Source organism: Cutibacterium porci, from assembly GCF_009696315.1.
GTDB lineage: Bacteria > Actinomycetota > Actinomycetes > Propionibacteriales > Propionibacteriaceae > Cutibacterium > Cutibacterium porci.
The window spans coordinates 220112-238398 of sequence record NZ_VUMG01000002.1 but is presented as its reverse complement, the minus strand read 5'-3'; the positions used below and the strand labels follow the sequence as shown (position 1 = coordinate 238398).

Below are 18287 nucleotides of genomic sequence, written 5' to 3'. Positions count from 1 at the left end.
TATCTGAAGCTTTCGCTATCCTGACCACGTGGTCATGCCGAATCCAACTCCGCTTCCTGTCCCCGCAGATGACCTTCGTTTGGTGGTCTCCGACATGGACGGCACCCTCCTTGACGGCGACGGTAACATTCCTTCACAGCTGTGGCCGCTGTTGGACACGATGAAAGATCGGGGCATCGCCTTCGTGCCAGCGTCGGGACGCCAATTCACCACCTTGTCCACGATGTTTCAGTCGCACCTGCAGGGTATGCCGATCATCGCTGAGAACGGGACCTACGTCGTCCGTGACGGCGTCGACATCTCGTCATCGGTCATTGATTCCGAACTTGCCCGGCGGGTCATTGTCGGAGTTCGACACCTTCGTGACGATGGCCATAACGTTGGCTTGGTTGTCGCCACCAAGTCCATCGCTTATCTTGAGCGAGCAGACGACCCCTTCGTCTCGCATGTGTCAACGTACTATCACAGCCACACAGTCGTCGATGACCTTACCGAGCACACCGACGATGTCATCAAACTGTCTATATACGATTTCGGTGAAGCCTCGAACGCCACCTACCCGGACATGCAGCGCGTTGCCGCCGAGCACCAGGTGATCCTCGCTACCCCCAACTGGGTCGATATCATGAACCCCGGCGTCAACAAGGGCAGTGCCGTCGCAGCCGTCCAGCGTGACCTTGGTGTCACGAGCGATCAAACCGCTATCTTCGGCGACTTTCTCAACGACCTCGAGATGATGCCCCTAGCAGCGTGGTCATTTGCCATGGCCAACGGTCATCCAGACATTATCGAGGCTGCCAATTATGTTGCCCCGCCGAACACAGACAACGGTGTTATAACGGTCCTTGCTGCATTGTTGGGCGTCGATGTTCCGGGGGGCCACAGTCAAGCTAACGACAGCTCTGCGGCGCGACGCCAGAGGTCGTGACGGGCGTCGGGATGGGCAGCATCGTCTATGAGGTGTCGCGCCTGCTCCTCTTGGGATCTCCCGAAGAGATCGGCAACGCCCTGTTCAGTCACAACTGCTGAGGGTTGGCTAGCCGAGGCGGGGGAGTCCAATAATCCGACAATCGTCGAGCAATCAGCTTTGGGGTGCCAACTCAACATGGCAATAAGCGCTTGTCCGCCCGGTGAGTGCATTGCCCCAACTAAGAAGTCAGTTGACCCTCCGATGCCGGAATGGATTTTTCCGCGCACCCGGGTGGCGTTGACTTGACCGAACAAGTCCACCTGCAACGCCGTATTGACGCTGGCCATTCTTGGCTGTGCCGCAATGGAATTCGGGTTGTTCGTTTTCTCGCAGCGCAACAACTGCACCCGGGGATTGTCATCCAGCCATTGGTACAGGGCGGGGGTTCCCATGGCGAAAGTCCCCGTGACGGGGCGCTCGTCAAGCCTGTGAGTCTGCTCAAGCAGTCTCACTGAATCGGTGAGTAGCTCGGTCCACACGCCGTACGTCCGGTCGCCAGGCAGCATCGCAACGACGGCGTCGGGTACTGCACCGATACCCACCTGAAGTGTCGCTCCGGCTGGTACCCGCGAAGCCACGAGTTCGCCAATCTGTTGGGCAGCTGGTCCGGCTGGCGGCATGGCGGCTGTCGGTAAAGGAGCATCTACGCTGACCCCAATGTCGATGTCGTCGACATCGACAATTCCGTCGCCAAAAACATAAGGCATGTTCGGATTTACCTGGGCAATAATGAGGGCTCCTCGACGCTTCGCCGATTCCAATGCCGCCGGAAGAACCTGCACCTCAATCCCCATGCTGACCGTGCCGTTGCGAGGTGCGCTGGTATGGAGGATAAGGATATCCGGGGCAAGGCGGTCCTCGTAGAGCCGTGGGGCGAGGCTCAACCGGCAGGGTACATATTCGAGAGTGTCAGCGTGACGAGATCCAGGACCAATGAAGACCGTTTCATGGACGATCCCCTTGCGTGTTGGCACACCGATCGGGGCATTAATGCATGCTAGGCGCCACTTCTTTAGGCATCGGTCAACGACAGTGAGGAGGGGCACAGGAGTGGAACCGGAGCCACCGCACACCACTCGGGGTTGGCCCGTCATCCTTGTCAAGACGCTTTCAAGGCCGGCTTGATCCATCATGCGCACGACAATGAGGGTAGTGGCTTATGGCCCTTCACCATGTATGGCGAGGAAAACTGGCAGAATAGAGGGGATGTCACCCCGTCAACCAGCTCCCAGAACCAGCCCGGAAGGCCCCGGTGTCGGGACCGTCGAGACGTTATACGCAACTGTTGCCACGCCAGACGATCCGCTTCATCTGGTGGCCGGTGGGCGTCTCGATCACGTCACGGTCGCTTACGAGACCTACGGGGAACTCAACGAGTCCCGCGACAACGCAATTTATATCTGTCATGCGCTCACAGGTGACGCACATGCCGCCGGGCTACATCCCGGGGCAGACCGTCCAGGATGGTGGGACAACATCGTTGGACCTGGTCGCGCCATCGACACCAATCGGTTTTTTGTCATTTCATCAAACCTATTAGGAGGGTGCTCTGGAACGACGGGGCCAGCATCTATTAATCCCGATACTGGGAAGCGTTGGGGACTTGATTTTCCACAAATCGACATGCACGACTTTGTCGAGGTGCACCTGCGACTAGCGAAACACCTCGGTGTGGAACACTTCCACGCCGTCGTCGGCGGCTCCATGGGCGGCATGCAAGCTCTTGACTGGTCACTCACGCACCCGTCGACCCTCGACAATGCCGTCATCATCGCCTCATCAAGCGGCTTAACGGCTCAAAATATTGCTTTTTCTGCGGTCGGACGTGAAGCAATTTTACGGGATCCGGCTTTTGCCGAGGGTGACTACCACGATGTTCGTCCGGACACTGGTTTGTCGATTGCTCGAATGCTCGCCCACATCACGTACTTATCGGAGGACGCTTTCGCCGAAAAGTTTGGGCGAGCTCGTCAATCCGAATCTGTTGAGCGCGGATTTGGAATCAATTTTGCTGTTGAGTCATATCTTGACCACCAGGGAGAGGCATTTCTGACCCGATTCGACCCACTGAGTTATATCTACCTCACTCGCGTGATGGACTATTTCGACCCGTTCGGCCAGCCGGGTGCCACAGACGATCTCGTCGCTGATCCCGTAAACTTCCTCATCGTGTGTTTTGACACCGACTGGAGGTTTTCTCCCGCGCACTCGCGACGGATCGTACGACACCTGGAAGGAGCTGGGCTCCCGGTCAGCTTCGCGACAATCGCGTCGTCGTGGGGCCACGATTCCTTCCTCATGAAGTTGGACCCTTATCACGACCTCGTGAGCGCTTTTCTGACGGCTAGCCGACTACCCATGGCGGCATCACACCGTGCCCCACATTTCGATGGCCACTTGTGTACGAGGGAGACGACGCTGTGACTCTCCGTCCCGATCAACGCATTGTTACCTCACTAGTTCCGCCACACTCCCGGGTCCTTGATCTAGGGTGTGGTGATGGCTCGCTTCTTCGTCATCTCATCACCACGAGGGGTTGCTTAGGCACCGGGGTTGAGCTCGATCACTCAGCCTTGACTACCGCGATGTCAGCCGGCGTACCCGTGCTGGGGTTAGACCTTAACGATGATTTGGGGGAGTTTCACGACAAGTCCTATGACGTCGTCATCTTGTCCCAGACGCTGCAGGCCGTGACCTCTCCTGATGTGGTGCTCGCCGAAATGGCGCGTATCGGTACATTGCTTGTCCTTCTCGTGCCGAACTTCGTGTACTGGCGTAATCGCCTGAAAATCATAGGCGGGAGGATGCCAACCTCCCATGATCTGCCGTACTCGTGGCATGACACTCCGAACCAGTCATATTCGGGCGTCGCTGACCTTGAGGACTGGTTCGCAAGTTTCGACCTTGAGGTAGTGAAAAGAGTGTGCTTGGACGGCAAAGGACATCCATCGCGGGTTGCATCTGCGGCACCAAACTTGCTCGCCGGATCAACCATTCACGTCCTGAAGTCCCATTGGGTCGAGCCGGAGACGGGGAGGAGCATTCATGACTAAACACCATGACGAAGAGGACGAAGATCGGTCACCGATTCTTGAGCCCACCGATCGTCACATCCTCGGCCTACTTGAGAAAGACGGTCGGATGTCGTGGACCGAGCTTGGCCACCAGACCGGCCTGTCAACCTCTGCGGCCCAGCAACGTGTCAAGCGTCTTGAAGCCAAGGGGATCATCACCGGGTATCATGCTGCACTCAACCTTGAGGCGATCGGTGCAGGCATCACAGCTTTTATCTTCCTCAACCCAATCGATCCCGAGGAGGATGAAACGATACCCGGCATCCTTCAAACTTTCCCTGAGGTCCGGGGTTGTCATTCGATTGCCGGGGCAGCCTCCTATTTGGCGCGAGTCCAAGCACCCAGTACCAGTCACCTTGATCAGCTGCTCACTCGCATTCGCAAGGAATGTCATTGCGGCACTGAAACAGTGGTCGTCCTCGAGACCATGTTCGACGACCTCGGGATGCTGGGAACCCGGTGACGTGTCGTCTGCCGCGCTCTGCCTGGCTGCGTGGCGTGGCCGCTCTTGCCACGGGTGCTGCGACCGGGACAGGTTTCCAGCCCCTCAACTGGTGGATCCTCGTTATTCCCGGCCTCGCTGCGCTTATCCTGCTGGTGCGCACCACCACGAGCCGAGCCGCAGCCGGGTTGGGGTACATATTTGGAATAGGTTTGTATTCCACCACAATCGCGTGGGTTGGAGTCATGGGGCCGCCGGTGGCGCTCCTGCTCATCGCTGTCATGTCCTTGTGGTGTTTGCTTTCCGGATGGGCGATTCAATGCGTCAGCATCCTGCCTGGAGCCCCGGCGTGGCAGGCAATGGTGTGGACAGCTATGGAGGTGGGCGCTGCCGCTGTCCCGCTCGGAGGCTTCGGTTGGGTACGGCTGGCATGGACCGTTGTTGATACACCGTGGTCCGGTGTCCTCAGATGGGCAGGCAGCATTGGGACGAGCTTCCTGGTGGCCCTAGCGGCAGGACTACTGGCCCGAGTTGTGTCAGGAGGTAATCGACGTCGCACTGGGATTATCTTCGTCACAGAGCTTCTCGTTGTTACCTTGGCGGCAACTGTTTGCGTCACCCTCGCAGACCGCCGTAGTTCACACCAGCGCTCCGTACGGGTACTGGTCGTGCAGGGAGGAGTTGACGGAACCGCCGGTCCCTACGCGATGGGATATGCCCGATCAGTCACCGATAATCACCTCTCCCAGACGATTATGGCCGTAGCCGAACAAAAGGCATCCGACAATCCCGTCCCTGACATGGTGCTATGGCCGGAAAACTCTACCGATATTGACCCCATTCTCGATGCTGAGAGTCACCACATCGTCCTCGGCGCACTGGCTTTGTCACAACGGCCATTCCTGATCGGTGCTGTGACCGACGGCCCAGGCAACGATGAACGTCAAACGACGTCGCTGTGGTGGCCATCGTCGTCACCGCAGCCAAGCTCGACGTATCACAAACGCAACCTCGTGCCTTTTGGCGAATGGATACCCGCGCGGTCATTCTTCCTTCCCCTCTTCCCGATCCTGAAAAACATTGGACGACAGTCCGTCCCAGGGGCAAGTCCAGGCGTCCTTGATGCCACGATCGCTGGCAAGAATGTCCCGGTTGGAGTGGTGGTCTGTTTTGAGGTGGCCTATGACGATACGGTCGCTGACACCGTGCGCCACGGGGCACGAATTCTGGCCGTTCAGTCCAACAACTCGTCTTTTATCGACACCGCCCAGACACCGCAGCAGTGGCAAATCACGAGGGCAAGAGCAATAGAAACTGGACGACATATCGTCGTCTCGACGACAAATTCCTTTTCAGGACTGGTGAATCCTGACGGATCCGTCGCGCTGCGCACTAGAGAAGGAGACCATACCCATTTCACGGTGACTATTCCGCTCGAGTCTGGCCTCACCATCGGCGTACAGAGTGCGCCCTGGTTGCGAATCATCGTCGTTGTATGCGCGGTAGGAGTGATTGCGCTGTCGTTGCTGCGACGCCGACGCGGTATGCTCACTCAAGCGAATCACAACAGATCGGAGAGGGATGTCCGCCACCGACACTGAAGTCCGGCTCGACAAGGTCCTTGTCATTATTCCGACCTATAACGAGGCGGAAAATGTCGAGACCATCGTTGCGCGGACTCGCCGCGCTAACCCAAACGTGGATGTTCTCGTCGCTGACGACAATTCACCAGACGGCACCGGAGAAATTGCCGACCGTATTGCATCCGGCGACGACCATGTCCACGTTATGCATCGCAAGGGTAAAGAGGGCCTCGGTGCTGCGTACCTCGCCGGATTCCACTGGGGCCTCGACCTCGGCTATGACGTGCTCGTTGAGATGGACGCCGACGGTTCCCATCAACCCGAGCAGCTGCCGTTGTTATTGGAGGCCCTCAAGCGTGCCGACATGGTCAAAGGGTCCCGCTACGTTAAAGGCGGATCGGTAGTCAACTGGCCAAAATATCGTGAGTTGATCTCTCGGGGTGGTGGTCTATGGACCAGAATGTGCCTGGGGATTGGCGTCAAAGATCCCACCGGCGGATTTAACGCCTTCCGCGCTGACACTCTGCGCGCCATCGGACTCGACAATATCGCCTCGGCGGGTTATTGCTTCCAGCTTGACCTTACCTGGCGCACCCTCAAGAATGGGATGATTGTCGCCGAAGCCCCAATCGAATTCATTGAGCGCGAATACGGCGATTCCAAGATGAGCAAGGATATCGTCATCGAGGCGTTGCTACGCACCACTATATGGGGGCTCGACTATCGCTCTCACCAGCTCAAAGATCTCGGTCGCGCGGCGTTGGATCGGGCCGAGAAGATCGCTGGAGATATCAAGGAGCACCGGTCTCGCCACTGACTAGCCCGGATGCGCCCCGTACCATCACATCCACGGGGCGCATCAGCCATACAACCGAGACGCGAATCACCTATCTCTGCGAATCAACTATCCCGACGAATTTCGTCCAGCCTCTCGGCGAGTAGTTCTTCGAGTTCGGGGATTGAGCGACGCTCAGTAAGCATGTCCCAGTGGGTGCGCTGCGGTTTCTGCTTCTTTCGCTGTGGATCAGTGCCGTCGCTACGGACCGCCTCAGCACCGCATCGCGGGCATTCCCACAAGCTCGGCAGTTCTGCCTCAGTAGAGAAGGTGAGGTCAAAGTGGTGGCCGTTTTGACAATCAAAGCCGATTTCCTGGCGTTCGGCCATCTCAACGCCTTCTTCATCTTCGAAGCTCTTGGATCCCAAACCCATGCCTCGTAGCGCGCGGTCGGCCATGATGCTCCCTCCTGCTCTGTAGGCATCAAGCCCTGACTGGGCCTCGATAACCCCCAGCATTCCACAAGCCGCAAATTTCGGGGAGTCGAACCGACGTCCGAGATCGGCTTTTTCGTCGTAGAAATGCGGTGACTGGTAGCAACATGAACAGCTGGATTATCGCGGGATAAGAGTTGGCGCCTCCTTCGGCTGATGGACGCGAGCAAACTCGCACATAAGGTCCGGACGATCTGTCACGATGCCGTCGACTCCCATATCCATCAGCTCGCGAGCTTCAGAGATCTCGTTGACCGTCCAGACGTGGACTGCTCTGCCTAGACGATGAGCAGCCTCAATAAATGACGGCGTCACTAAAGGGACCCCGTAGCGAGTTAAGCGATGCGGCACCTGGTAGGCGTCCCCTTCTGTCATTTGCATCCTATGAGGACCGACGACAGCCCAGCCGACGCCGACAGGGCCGACCGCAGTCGCGGTGCGCTCCCGGGCGAGACGCCGGAACGTTCGGATGCGTTTACTGCTGAAAGATCCGACACAGACGCGTTGCCACGCCCGGTGGCGGGAAAGGACATCGATGAGTGGCTGAGTAGCACCATCATGCTTGATATCGATGTTGACGAATGACTCAGGAAAAGCGTCCAGAATCTCGTCAAGGGTGGCTATCGGTTCGCCCCCGACCTTGGCATGTTTGACCTTGTGCCATGGCATTGCCGCAATGATGCCGCTCTCATCGGTGACGCGATCAAGCATCGGATCGTGGAAAGCCACGAGCACGCCGTCGCTGGTCGCGTGGACATCGGTTTCGAGATGGGTGCATCCCACCTCGAGCGCATGGCTAAAAGCAGCCAGAGTGTTCTCAATTCCCGTGTTGACGGCCATCCCTGCGCCACCACGATGGGCTAACACGGTGAATGGACGCTGACAGTACGGGTAATCCATGGCTCTCACAACAGTCCATTGTGCCCCTGAGATGGTTCGGATGGGTGGACACCGTGACCACTACCATGTCGTAGCGTGAGCGTCACCGTTTTATCGCTACAGTCCCATGTCGTCCAGGGAACCGTCGGCAACAGCATCGCCGTTCCCATGATGCGAGCCATGGGAGTGCGCGCTTGGGGAATGCCCACCGCCCTGTTGTCGAACCACAATGGACGTTCCAGCGTCGCTGGTATCCCCATCGATTCCGAGCAGATTGATGCCATGGTCAGCGCCCTTGACGCCAATGGCGAGCTCAAGCACGTTGACGCAGTCCTGTCGGGATACCTCACTCCACGTACCGGGCCAGCGGTACTGCGAACCGTGGAGAGGTGCCGCGCTCACCACCCCGACACGATGTGGATCTGCGACCCAGTCATGGCGGATATGACACCAGATGGCCATATCAGAGCCTACGCCCCTGACGAGACCGTGGCGTGGATGAAGCAGGCCGTTCATCGGGCCGATGTCGTCGTGCCTAATCTTGCTGAACTCGGCATTCTGACGGGGACTGAACCTCGCACTCTTGACGAGGCTATCGACGCAGCTCACAGCCTCACTGGACCTCGCTTTGTCGTCGTCACCTCCGTGCCGTACCGCGAAGACGACGGTGACGCCATCGCGATGATAGGGGTGATGGGGGAGAGGACCATTCTGACCCATGGGCCTCTCCTCGACAATCACTTCAATGGCTCAGGAGACCTCACCACTGCCGTTCTTACTGCAGAGTTGGTGAAGGGAACATCACCAGACGTTGCGCTAGGCAAAGCCGCGGGCGTCGTCCATGACGTCCTCAAGCGCACCGCAACCCATCCCGGCGACGAGCTGGACTGGTGGCCTGAGGACGCTATCGCTCAGCCGTGGAAGACCGTGATCTTGGCTCCCAACGCCCCAAGCCGGGTCGGAAGGTCTTCGTAACCGCGGTTGATCATATAAACGTCACGCAGAGTCGTCTCGCCAGACGCAGCCAACGCCGCCAATAGCAGGCACACGGCGGGACGCAACGCTGGCGGGCAGATGAGTTCGCGACCGCGCCAACGAGTCGGGCCACGCACGATGAGACGGTGCGGATCGAGCAACTGAACGTCCGCGCCGAGTTTGCCCAGCTCAAGCAAGTGGATAGCGCGATTCTCGTAACACCAGTCGTGAATGAGGGTCTGTCCCTCGGCCTCGGCGGCGATGACCGCGAAGAACGGCAGGTTGTCGATGTTAAGGCCGGGGAAGGGCATGGGATGAATCTTGTCGGCTACCGCCCGCAACTGACTGGGGCGCACTGTGACGTCGACTAGACGGGTGAAATCGTTGTGCGAGACGTATTCGGGGGAGAGCTCAAAGTCCAAGCCCATCTCGGACAAGATCGCCAGCTCAATTTCAAGGAATTCGATCGGGCAGCGAGTGATCGTAAGCTCGGACTTGGTGACGACTGCCGCCGTAAGGAGGCTCATGGCCTCGATGGGATCCTCAGAGGGGGCGTATTCGACGTCAACGTCAATGTCCTCGACGCCGCGAATACGTAGAGTCGTTGTTCCGATACCCTCAATCTGCACGCCTAGCTGACATAGGAATACGCAAAGGTCCTGGACCATATAGTTCGGGCTGGCATTGCGCAGCACAGTCACGCCAGGAGTTTGAGCGGCCGCCAGCAGCGCATTCTCGGTAACGGTGTCGCCACGCTCAGTCAAGACGATATGACGCTCCTTGACGGTGCGATCAGTGACGTGGCAGTGGTAAAAACCCTCGGTGGCAACGACGTCAAGACCGAAAGCGCGTAATACCTGCAAATGGGGTTCGACGGTTCGAGCGCCCAAGTTGCAGCCACCGGCGTAGGGAAGTTTGAAGGAATCATAGAACCGCATCAGCGGTCCGAGGAACATGATGACGCTTCGCGTGCGTCGAGCAGCCTCAACGTCCATGTCATCAAGGTTGAGTTCAGCGGGACGAATTAAGGTAAGGTCGCGCTCATCGTCTGACCATTCGTACGTGACGCCAATCGACGTGAGCACCTCAAGAATCCGGTTCACCTCCTCAATGTGGGCGATGCCGCGAAGCACGGTACGGCCCCTATTAATAAGGCAAGCACACAGCAGGGCGACGGCGGCATTTTTAGAAGACCGTACTTCGATGGAGCCACAGAGCTGATGGCCACCCTCAATGCGGTAATTCATGGTGCCGCTTCCCGGCTGGGTAATGATCGGCGACTCTAAGGCCTCTGCGATACGGTTGATGTACTCCAAAGAGAGGTTCTGTGTGCCTGACTCCACCCGATGAATAGCGCTTTGGGAAGTCTTCAAGATCTCCGCCAATTGGTTCTGCGTCATTCCATGCTGCTTGCGTGCGTCGCGGATGAGGCGACCGACCGAAGCTGGGGTGATATTGTCCACAGCAGATCCTTTCGACGACAACGTGGTTCCTCACCAGGATATATCAGATCTGAGTTTTTACCATGGAGGCGGTCGGCTCGGTCGCGCCAGGCGCCGTCTCTTTCGTGAGATCTTCGTCACAGACCGACCTTCCCACTAGAGTGTTACTCATGAGCTCACATTTTGACGTTGTTGTCCTTGGAGCCGGCCCTAGTGGCTACGTAGCCGCCATTCGCGCTGCCCAGCTCGGTAAGAAAACCGCCATCATCGAAAAGGAATACTGGGGTGGTGTCTGCCTTAACGTCGGCTGTATCCCCACCAAGTCGCTTCTGCGCAACGCAGAACTAGCCCACATCGTCACCAAAGAAGCCAAGACGTTCGGCATCAGCGGCGACATCACCGTCGATTTCGGCAAGGCCTTCAGCCGTTCCCGCGAGGTGTCTGCCCGGATGGTCAAGGGAATCCACTTCCTTATGAAGAAGAACAAGATCACCGAGTTCAACGGATGGGGGGAGTTCACTAGCCCTAAGGCGATCTCTGTGAAGGACTCTAACGGCACGGTGACCGACGAGATCACCTTCGATAACGCGATCATTGCGGCTGGTTCAGTTGTCAAGACTCTGCCGGGTACTCAGCTTTCTGAGCGGGTCGTCACCTACAAAGAGCAGATCCTCTCTGATACCGTCCCCGGATCCATTGTCATCGCAGGTTCCGGTGCCATTGGCACGGAGTTTGCCTATGTGCTAGCCAATTACGGTTGCGACGTCACTATCGTCGAGTTCCTTGACCGCATGGTCCCGAATGAGGACAAGGAGGTCTCAGCTGAGCTAGCCAAGGCTTACAAGAAGCTTGGCATCAAGGTGCTGACGTCCACCAAGGTTGACTCGATCGATGACTCTGGTGACAAGATCAAGGTCACCGTTTCGCCGTCGAAGGGCGGCGATTCCAAAGTCATTGAGGCTGACCGTGTCTTGCAGGCCGTCGGGTTCGCTCCTCGGGTTGAAGGATACGGGCTAGAGAAGACCGGTGTGAAGCTCACTGAGCGTGGCGCCATCGAGATTGACGACTTCATGCGCACCAACGTTGACGGCATCTACGCCATTGGTGACTGCACCGCCAAACTCATGCTGGCCCACACCGCCGAAGCTCAGGGGGTTGTCGCCGCCGAGACGATCGCTGGAGCCGAAACCATGCCGATCAACTATGACATGATTCCGCGCGCCACCTACTGCCAGCCGCAGGTGGGGTCTTTCGGCTACTCCGAGGACCAGGCCCGCGAGAAGGGCTATGAGGTCAAGGTGTCCAAGTTCCCGTTCGCCGCCAATGGCAAAGCATGGGGCTTGGGCGATGGCAGCGGCTTCGTCAAAATCGTTGCTGACGCCCGCCACGGCGAGCTTCTTGGGGCTTCTCTGGTTGGTCATGACGTTTCCGAGCTGCTCCCCGAGCTGACCTTGGCTCAGCTGTGGGACATCACTGCTGAGGAAATCGGACGCAACATTCATGCGCACCCGTCGCTGTCGGAAGCGCTCAAGGATGCCGCGGAAGGTGTCGAAGGGCACATGATCAACTTCTAATGCGATGGCGGCTGGGACGTATGAGGCCTGGCCGCCATACTGTGGGGTCCTGGTTTTCTGGCCGGGACCCCTTCGCTTCACACTGTTTGGTTTTCAGTGCCGGCATGCCGGGGTGGCTCTAGCTGGAGTGTCGAATGCTCCAGGTCAAAGTGGCCCGATAGACATTGCTGAATCTGGGCCAAGAGGATAGGGGCATGCCCGTCAGAAAAGCAGGTATCCTCCACGACGATATGGGCGCTAACCGCAGGTAGATCACTCGAGACTGTCCACGCATGGAGATCGTGAACCGATTGCACATGGTCGAGCCCCATGACGTGCTGCCGCACCTCGTTAAGGTCGAGGGAGGCGGGCGCAACTTCCATGAGTATCCGCCCTGTCTGACTGAGCAGCGAATACGCCGCGCGCAACATCAGAGCACAAATAATGAGGGATGCGATCGCGTCGGCACGCGCCCATCCGGTTAGCACAATGACAAGACCTGCAACCAGCGTTCCGATAAAGCCAAACAGATCAGTGAGAATGTGTTGGTAGGCACCTTCGACGTTGAGGCTACGGCGACTGGCTCGTGCCACAAGCCACGCAACCGCGATGTTGACGACGACACCAATGGCCGCGATGACCATAATCAGCTCTCCGCCGACAGCGGGGGGAGTGAGCAGTCGTTGAATAGCCTCGACTCCGACGACGATGGCAACCACGAGCAGGGTGACGCCGTTGACCGCTGCCGAAAGAATCTCGGCTCTCTTCCAACCCCACGTCCACGATCCTTGAGGACGACGCTGAGTGAGTCGTGCTGCCCACAAAGCAATGGCGATAGCGCCGATGTCGGACAGCATATGGCCTGCGTCGGAAAGCAGTGCCAATGACCCGGAAACGACGGCAGTCACGACTTCGGTGATCATGAAAGCCGCCAGGAGAGTCAATGCCGCAATGAGAAATCGGGGGTCCGCGTCGGAGGGTAGGGAATGATCATGTTTGTGGCTGCTCAACGTTGTGCCCTTACTATTGCCGCAGATGCGGGTCCATCCAGATCAGCGACGCGGTGTTGTTTTCCATGGAAATGACGCCTGACGACTACAAGCCGGTGAGGACCATCGAGTTCGACCTCGGCTTCATCGAGAGTTTGGATCGTCATACAGTGATAATAACGCTAAGAAACGATTGTAAAATTCGTATGCTCGGTCTAGCGCGACCAACGGAACCCAGACCATGACACTCTCATCAGTCCAGTTCGCGTTGGTCTGCTGATGGCGAGGCAGCGACCGGCAGAGCCAGGAATTCCTTTGGGTGACGCACACGCCAAGCTTTCCTAATGAGCATCATGAATAGCACCCCGAGGTTTGTCTCAATAAGAGAATTGACAACGGTCGCATCTGTATCACGACGCAGAAAACGCCAGCAGCAGGATTGCGTTAATCCACACAACGCTGCATGATCAAGGCAATCATTCACCACGTGCCATCAGTTTCCGAATGCCAAAGCGCAGGCATGCACCACCACTTAAGTGTCCGATAAGAAACATTATGTCATTTCATGGACCGCGGCTACGGACGGCGTACGGCTAGTACGGCCCATTGCCTTGAGATGGCTTCGCAGGTCCCCCAGCAACACCTGGTCAACTCGGAGCACCAACTGCGTCACCATTGTGGGCGCTGACGATTCTTTTTGAGCTCACTGTGTCGTCTCTTAGCGTCTAATCGACGACGCTGGGATCCGCGAGTGCGTTTTGTAGGACGTCTCCGGCGAGGCTGAATGCACGCTGCCTGCAACACTTCAACAAGGCGAGCTCGAGCCAGTCTGCGATTTGCAAGCTGAGACCGTTGATCATGAACTGTCACTGTCAACACGCCGTCTACGAGTCGATTCTCCAGCGCCGACATGATGACCGGGCGTAAATAGTGTGGTACGGCGTCTGACCGTCTGACATTAAACATCAGTTCCACTCTGGAATCGGCGGTATTGACGCCTTGCCCACCAGGGCCCGGACTGTGCGAAAACCTCTCCTGCAAGTCCGATTCAGCGATAACGAAGCCTGGCATAATTTCGATACTGCCGTCCTTCGCCATCTTTCCCCCGGTCTCATGAGACAAATTCACCATGCGAAGTGCCACGGGTTTTCGACCTACCCATCCGATCGATAGCTGTCGAACGGGCTCGAAAACTCCGTGGCACCTTCTTAGTAGGACCTTACCGGACCGCCGTCATGCCTGAGGGACGTCCTTTTTGGTGCGGAATACTCCCCAACCCAAGACTGCAAGCACGACACCCAAAACGATGCAGGCCACGCCAGCCCAAATCGCAATAGTGCCAACGAGCCACCAGCCGTAAGCGTTGAGAAGCATGCCACGGAGGCTGTCACCCATGAAGAGGTTCTGACGAATCGCATCAAGCTTCTTGCACTCATCGGTGTTCTTAGTTGCATCGTCAGCCGAGCACTTTGTCGTGTACTCTCCCGAGACTTCTTGGTACGTCTTACCGCTGGACGTATTCATCATGTGAACGTAGATGAAGTGATTCGCGAAGGCCTCAGCCTGAGGCCCAGTCGTCATCTGCTGACCCTCATACTTGGCAAGGGCGTCTTTCATTTCCTGGGTCTTCAGCGCCTGCTCCGGCGGCATGGCGATCTTCTCTTGGGACAACTGATCGGTGACGTAACCATGATCGTAGGTCCCGCCGATCGTCGCTCCGATACCAATGATGACGAGGACTATAGCGAAAACCTTACATAAGGTGCTATGGACAACACGAGTCATGACTCCCCCTCTTGAACCACCTCCGCCGCCGTGGCGGAGGATACCTTAGGTGGCCCGCCCGCAGTGATTAGCGAGCGTCAACCGCGACCGAGCCGTTACTCTACACCGCATCGACGAGTCAGCACTCGCTAAATGCGATATCAATCACACCGGCCGCGGCCAAGGATGGGGATGTTGACGACGTCACTCCAAGGCAACACTGTGTGCGGTACTGCGCATACGGCGTTGACGGTCCAGCCACATCAGGGCGATCGTCACCACAAGAGTCACGGCACCGACGTAATACGGGCCTCCAATCCCCCACACCGAGCTCAGTAGCCCAGCCAGCGTTGGTGCACACGCACCGCCAAGGAACCGGACACCTGAATATGCCGAGGACGCGACCTCACGCTGAATGTCGCTGGCCGACATCACGATCTCAGTCATGGCAGTGTTGATGATCCCAATAAACAACCCACCAAGAATGACTCCGACCACCTGCGGAATGGGAGAGATCCAGGTCGCGAGGATAATTTCGTCAATAGTGAACAGCACCAAGACGCCCGCGACTGTTCGACGAATCCCGACATGCTCGCAACTGCGAGGCCCAAGCCACACCGATCCGAGGGCCACCATCACGCCCCAACCGAAGAACACCAAGCCGAGGTCCAGGGGTGTGAACTGACCCCCGGCCCGGATTGATGCCTCAGCTACCGGGAAGGGTGCGTATGCCAGCAAGGTGAAGTAGCCATAGTTGTAGACGAATGCCGCCAGCATGAGGATTGATAACCGCGGGTCGACGAGGGCACGAAAAGGTTCCACCACCGAGCGCCGTGCGGATCGTTCAATCGGTGTAGCCGGAACGAAGAAGGCGATAGCGACGAGGCCGATAGCCATGAGGACCGCCGTTCCGAGGAAAGGGCCGCGCCACGAGATCGAGCCGAGCGCACCGCCAACCAGCGGCCCGAGCGCCATTCCGGCCCCCAAAGCTCCCTCGTAGAGCATGATCGCTCGCCGGGGATCGGCTGACGCGCCTAGGACCGCCGCCAATGCGGTCGAAACAAACAATGCGTTGCCCACGCCCCAACCGCCGCGGAATCCAATAATGAGATTGACGTTCCCAGACAGTGCGCACGCCATCGCGAAAACCACAATAATCGTCAAACCGATAAGCAGGGTTTTCTTGCGCCCAATGCGAGTAGCGACCCAAGATGCGAAAAACATCAGCGCGGCGGACACGAAGAGATAGGTACTAAACAACAGCTCGGTTTGTCCGGGGCTAGCTTTCAAGGCTGACGAAATCTCAGGGAGAATTGGGTCTACCACCCCAACCCCCATGTAGGAGAATGCCACCGCAATGGTGACCGCCCACACTGCGGGCCTAATTGGCTCTTTGCTCATCGTCAATTCCTTGTCGGCTTTTCGCCATCTTTGGACAGCACTTCGACAGCCCGACGCAACGCAGGCAATGCCATCACCAGCACATCTCGATCCCGATTGCTTAACCCATTTAGCGCCGGAACGACGGACTCCCCCACGGACTGTTCGCAGTTGCGGCAGTATTCACGCCCGGCATCAGTAATCTCCACGAGACGACTGCGCGCATCACGGGGATCGCGTCGCCTCGCTACCAGTCCCTCTCGTTCCAGCCTTTCCACAAGATCGGTCGTCGCTGTGGGCCTGGTGCCTTCGATTCGGCTCAAGCTTCCGGTACTTATCGCGCCCCTAGCCTCAAGGGTGTGCAGTACTCGCCATGTCACAGAAGATGGCGGTATGCCGGCCCGCCGCTTCGCTAAGCGCTGGATTCGTCCGCAAGTGAGGACGAGGTCTGTTGCTAGGTCAGCTTCAAGTGGCACAGATCCCTGGGGGCGCGGTGAGTTCACGTGCGGTCAGAATACTCCGGTTTCCGTAATACTGCATCTGGGTAGGGACCGGATACCATGCATGTAGACGTGCCATAACACCTACAAGCAGCGAGGGCTGCTCGGCGGTGCGACCGCACACGGCGGGACAATGGATCCACTAGCGCAAGAATGTCGAGACAGTGTCACCAACCTAGCGCGCTGTCCCGCTCCGTTGCATCGGCAAGGACCGTACGCTGGGGGCATGGTCATTCTTTCTAAGATCTACACCCGTACCGGCGACCACGGTTCAACACGCCTGGTTGACAATTCGGTGGCAGCAAAGTCGGATCCTCGTGTTGAGGCTTACGGTCTTGTCGACCAAGCCAACGCGAGCATTGGTCTAGCTATCGCTCTCGACACCACGACGACGTCACTGTCCTCCGATGCTCGGCACGCCCTTAGCATCATCCAGAACGAGCTATTCGACGTCGGAGCGGATCTGGCCAATCCACTCATTGCAAACCCTAAATGGGAGCCACTACGAACAGTTCAGGACAGTGTTGATCGCCTAGAGCGATGGTGCGACGAATTTGGCGATGCGTTGCCGACCCTCAGGTCCTTCATTCTTCCCGGCGGCAACCCCGTTGGGGCCCAGCTTCACGTTTGCCGCACTGCAGTCCGCACTGCCGAACGGGCTGCGTGGCGAGCCGCTGAGACTTACGGAACCGAAGCATCACCGGACCCAACAACCACCCCAGGTGGAGTCAATGAGCTTGCGATTACCTACCTGAATCGCCTGTCGGATCTGTTGTTTATCCTCTCGCGTGCTGCAAATAAAGCCGGCGAGGACTCTTCTGACGAGGTGTTGTGGGTGCCCGGCGGAGAACGCAATACGGGCACGAAGAAAACCAAATAATCAGGCCATTCTGATCATACAAGGTGCCCTTCGGTGGCGTATTCGACGCCACCTGGGGGCGCAGCTTCCAGCCATGACAGCAGTCCGGTGACAACTCCAGGGTTGACGGCGATCTGGCATGTTGACGATCGACCTTTACGCCCAGTTTCGAGAGTAACAATCTCGTAGGAACTAGAGGCAACAACGAGTGCGTCATCTATGGTTGGCGGGCGGTGCTCTACCATGGCCAAACCACCCCGCCGTAAAACGATCGTCGGAACTGGGCGAGGATCGATTGCGCGGAACCACTCAAAGGCCCCATCAACGTAGCGAGCGCTTCCCATCATCCAGCTGCCTGGCTTAGAGCCGCCCATAACGCGCAGAGCACATAAAAAGGCACCGCGTCTGCGCATGAGAACGCGGTGCCTGATGAGAAGCCACACTAAATATAGGACTGCACAACACGCGATAAGACCAACAATGGCAGCATCCATCGTCAGCGTCGACAGCATCGGGGTAGGCCCGAACTGAGCGGTGGACACATGCATGTTCTAACGCTATTCAGCACACCCCTAACCGTCCACGAAGGCTAGCCTAACTTTGCAGAA

The 18287-nt window shown here is 57.7% G+C and carries 19 protein-coding genes; 9 read left to right on the top strand and 10 right to left on the bottom strand.

What is annotated here, in order from left to right:
- The first annotated feature begins 34 nt into the window (after nt 1-34).
- Nucleotides 35-928 carry a Cof-type HAD-IIB family hydrolase gene (locus tag FYJ43_RS05085; protein ID WP_154562637.1) on the top strand — a complete coding sequence of 298 codons (894 nt, stop codon included), beginning with the start codon at nt 35-37 and terminating at the stop codon, nt 926-928.
- Here FYJ43_RS05085 and FYJ43_RS05080 read toward each other — a convergent pair.
- Nucleotides 886-2103: an acetyl-CoA hydrolase/transferase C-terminal domain-containing protein gene (locus FYJ43_RS05080; RefSeq protein ID WP_154563358.1), complete on the bottom strand. Its 1218-nt coding sequence runs from the start codon at nt 2101-2103 to the stop codon at nt 886-888. The genes FYJ43_RS05085 and FYJ43_RS05080 overlap by 43 nt on opposite strands.
- A 43-nt stretch (nt 2104-2146) precedes the next feature.
- Here FYJ43_RS05080 and metX point away from each other — a divergent pair, with 43 nt between their 5' ends.
- The 5 genes from metX to FYJ43_RS05055 are packed head-to-tail and all read left to right on the top strand — an operon-like array spanning nt 2147 to nt 6886.
- Nucleotides 2147-3394: a homoserine O-acetyltransferase MetX gene (gene metX / locus FYJ43_RS05075; RefSeq protein WP_154562635.1), complete on the top strand. Its 1248-nt coding sequence runs from the start codon at nt 2147-2149 to the stop codon at nt 3392-3394.
- Nucleotides 3370-4023, top strand: a complete 654-nt coding sequence (metW, locus tag FYJ43_RS05070; RefSeq protein WP_326833349.1) for a methionine biosynthesis protein MetW — start codon at nt 3370-3372, stop codon at nt 4021-4023. Before metX ends, metW begins: the two co-directional genes overlap by 25 nt.
- Nucleotides 4016-4507, top strand: a complete 492-nt coding sequence (locus FYJ43_RS05065; RefSeq protein ID WP_154562633.1) for an Lrp/AsnC family transcriptional regulator — start codon at nt 4016-4018, stop codon at nt 4505-4507. The genes metW and FYJ43_RS05065 overlap by 8 nt, the downstream gene beginning before the upstream one ends.
- Nucleotides 4504-6087, top strand: coding sequence for an apolipoprotein N-acyltransferase (gene lnt / locus FYJ43_RS05060; RefSeq protein WP_326833348.1), 1584 nt, complete (start codon nt 4504-4506; stop codon nt 6085-6087). Before FYJ43_RS05065 ends, lnt begins: the two co-directional genes overlap by 4 nt.
- Nucleotides 6068-6886, top strand: coding sequence for a polyprenol monophosphomannose synthase (locus FYJ43_RS05055; RefSeq protein ID WP_154562631.1), 819 nt, complete (start codon nt 6068-6070; stop codon nt 6884-6886). The genes lnt and FYJ43_RS05055 overlap by 20 nt, the downstream gene beginning before the upstream one ends.
- 83 nt (nt 6887-6969) lie before the next feature.
- On the opposite strand, the gene FYJ43_RS05050 is transcribed toward FYJ43_RS05055, so the two are convergent.
- Both FYJ43_RS05050 and FYJ43_RS05045 read right to left on the bottom strand, forming a co-directional pair.
- Entirely contained in the window at nt 6970-7302 is a 333-nt protein-coding gene (locus FYJ43_RS05050; RefSeq protein ID WP_154562629.1) for an RNA polymerase-binding protein RbpA, read from the bottom strand.
- 156 nt (nt 7303-7458) lie between these two features.
- The gene (locus tag FYJ43_RS05045; protein ID WP_326833347.1) at nt 7459-8247 is read right to left on the bottom strand and encodes a glycerophosphodiester phosphodiesterase; all 789 of its coding nucleotides are present in this window, start codon (nt 8245-8247) and stop codon (nt 7459-7461) included.
- Nucleotides 8248-8313: 66 nt separating this feature from the next.
- On the opposite strand from FYJ43_RS05045, the gene pdxY reads away from it, so the two are divergent.
- Nucleotides 8314-9192 (top strand): pyridoxal kinase, encoded by an 879-nt coding sequence (pdxY, locus tag FYJ43_RS05040; RefSeq protein WP_326833346.1) that lies wholly within the window; start codon nt 8314-8316, stop codon nt 9190-9192.
- On the opposite strand, the gene FYJ43_RS05035 is transcribed toward pdxY, so the two are convergent.
- Entirely contained in the window at nt 9129-10655 is a 1527-nt protein-coding gene (locus FYJ43_RS05035; protein WP_326833345.1) for a helix-turn-helix domain-containing protein, read from the bottom strand. The genes pdxY and FYJ43_RS05035 overlap by 64 nt on opposite strands.
- Nucleotides 10656-10804: 149 nt before the next feature.
- Here FYJ43_RS05035 and lpdA point away from each other — a divergent pair, with 149 nt between their 5' ends.
- Nucleotides 10805-12208 carry a dihydrolipoyl dehydrogenase gene (gene lpdA, locus FYJ43_RS05030; RefSeq protein WP_154562625.1) on the top strand — a complete coding sequence of 468 codons (1404 nt, stop codon included), beginning with the start codon at nt 10805-10807 and terminating at the stop codon, nt 12206-12208.
- Between the two features lie 77 nt (nt 12209-12285).
- On the opposite strand, the gene FYJ43_RS05025 is transcribed toward lpdA, so the two are convergent.
- From FYJ43_RS05025 to FYJ43_RS05005, 5 genes are all read right to left on the bottom strand, one after another.
- Nucleotides 12286-13140: a cation diffusion facilitator family transporter gene (locus FYJ43_RS05025; RefSeq protein ID WP_326833441.1), complete on the bottom strand. Its 855-nt coding sequence runs from the start codon at nt 13138-13140 to the stop codon at nt 12286-12288.
- Between the two features lie 705 nt (nt 13141-13845).
- Entirely contained in the window at nt 13846-14274 is a 429-nt protein-coding gene (gene arfB / locus FYJ43_RS05020; RefSeq protein WP_154563352.1) for an alternative ribosome rescue aminoacyl-tRNA hydrolase ArfB, read from the bottom strand.
- 135 nt (nt 14275-14409) lie between these two features.
- Complete coding sequence (locus FYJ43_RS05015) at nt 14410-14961, bottom strand: hypothetical protein (RefSeq protein WP_154562621.1); 552 nt, start codon at nt 14959-14961, stop codon at nt 14410-14412.
- A 183-nt stretch (nt 14962-15144) separates the two neighbouring features.
- Nucleotides 15145-16341 (bottom strand): MFS transporter, encoded by a 1197-nt coding sequence (locus FYJ43_RS05010; RefSeq protein WP_154562619.1) that lies wholly within the window; start codon nt 16339-16341, stop codon nt 15145-15147.
- A gap of 2 nt (nt 16342-16343) precedes the next feature.
- Nucleotides 16344-16700: a MarR family winged helix-turn-helix transcriptional regulator gene (locus FYJ43_RS05005; protein WP_326833440.1), complete on the bottom strand. Its 357-nt coding sequence runs from the start codon at nt 16698-16700 to the stop codon at nt 16344-16346.
- A 346-nt stretch (nt 16701-17046) separates the two neighbouring features.
- On the opposite strand from FYJ43_RS05005, the gene FYJ43_RS05000 reads away from it, so the two are divergent.
- Complete coding sequence (locus tag FYJ43_RS05000; RefSeq protein ID WP_154562617.1) at nt 17047-17700, top strand: cob(I)yrinic acid a,c-diamide adenosyltransferase; 654 nt, start codon at nt 17047-17049, stop codon at nt 17698-17700.
- Between the two features lie 14 nt (nt 17701-17714).
- On the opposite strand, the gene FYJ43_RS04995 is transcribed toward FYJ43_RS05000, so the two are convergent.
- Nucleotides 17715-18227: a DUF2550 domain-containing protein gene (locus FYJ43_RS04995; RefSeq protein ID WP_154562615.1), complete on the bottom strand. Its 513-nt coding sequence runs from the start codon at nt 18225-18227 to the stop codon at nt 17715-17717.
- Between the last annotated feature and the right edge of the window lie 60 nt (nt 18228-18287).

Coding starts and splice junctions, on each gene's coding strand:
- FYJ43_RS05085 (WP_154562637.1), top strand. CDS start 35: ATGCCGAATCCAACTCCGCTTCCTGTCCCCGCAGATGACCTTCGTTTG.
- FYJ43_RS05080 (WP_154563358.1), bottom strand. CDS start 2,103: ATGATGGATCAAGCCGGCCTTGAAAGCGTCTTGACAAGGATGACGGGC.
- metX (WP_154562635.1), top strand. CDS start 2,147: ATGGCGAGGAAAACTGGCAGAATAGAGGGGATGTCACCCCGTCAACCA.
- FYJ43_RS05065 (WP_154562633.1), top strand. CDS start 4,016: ATGACTAAACACCATGACGAAGAGGACGAAGATCGGTCACCGATTCTT.
- FYJ43_RS05055 (WP_154562631.1), top strand. CDS start 6,068: ATGTCCGCCACCGACACTGAAGTCCGGCTCGACAAGGTCCTTGTCATT.
- FYJ43_RS05050 (WP_154562629.1), bottom strand. CDS start 7,302: ATGGCCGACCGCGCGCTACGAGGCATGGGTTTGGGATCCAAGAGCTTC.
- lpdA (WP_154562625.1), top strand. CDS start 10,805: ATGAGCTCACATTTTGACGTTGTTGTCCTTGGAGCCGGCCCTAGTGGC.
- arfB (WP_154563352.1), bottom strand. CDS start 14,274: ATGGCGAAGGACGGCAGTATCGAAATTATGCCAGGCTTCGTTATCGCT.
- FYJ43_RS05015 (WP_154562621.1), bottom strand. CDS start 14,961: ATGACTCGTGTTGTCCATAGCACCTTATGTAAGGTTTTCGCTATAGTC.
- FYJ43_RS05010 (WP_154562619.1), bottom strand. CDS start 16,341: ATGAGCAAAGAGCCAATTAGGCCCGCAGTGTGGGCGGTCACCATTGCG.
- FYJ43_RS05000 (WP_154562617.1), top strand. CDS start 17,047: ATGGTCATTCTTTCTAAGATCTACACCCGTACCGGCGACCACGGTTCA.
- FYJ43_RS04995 (WP_154562615.1), bottom strand. CDS start 18,227: ATGCATGTGTCCACCGCTCAGTTCGGGCCTACCCCGATGCTGTCGACG.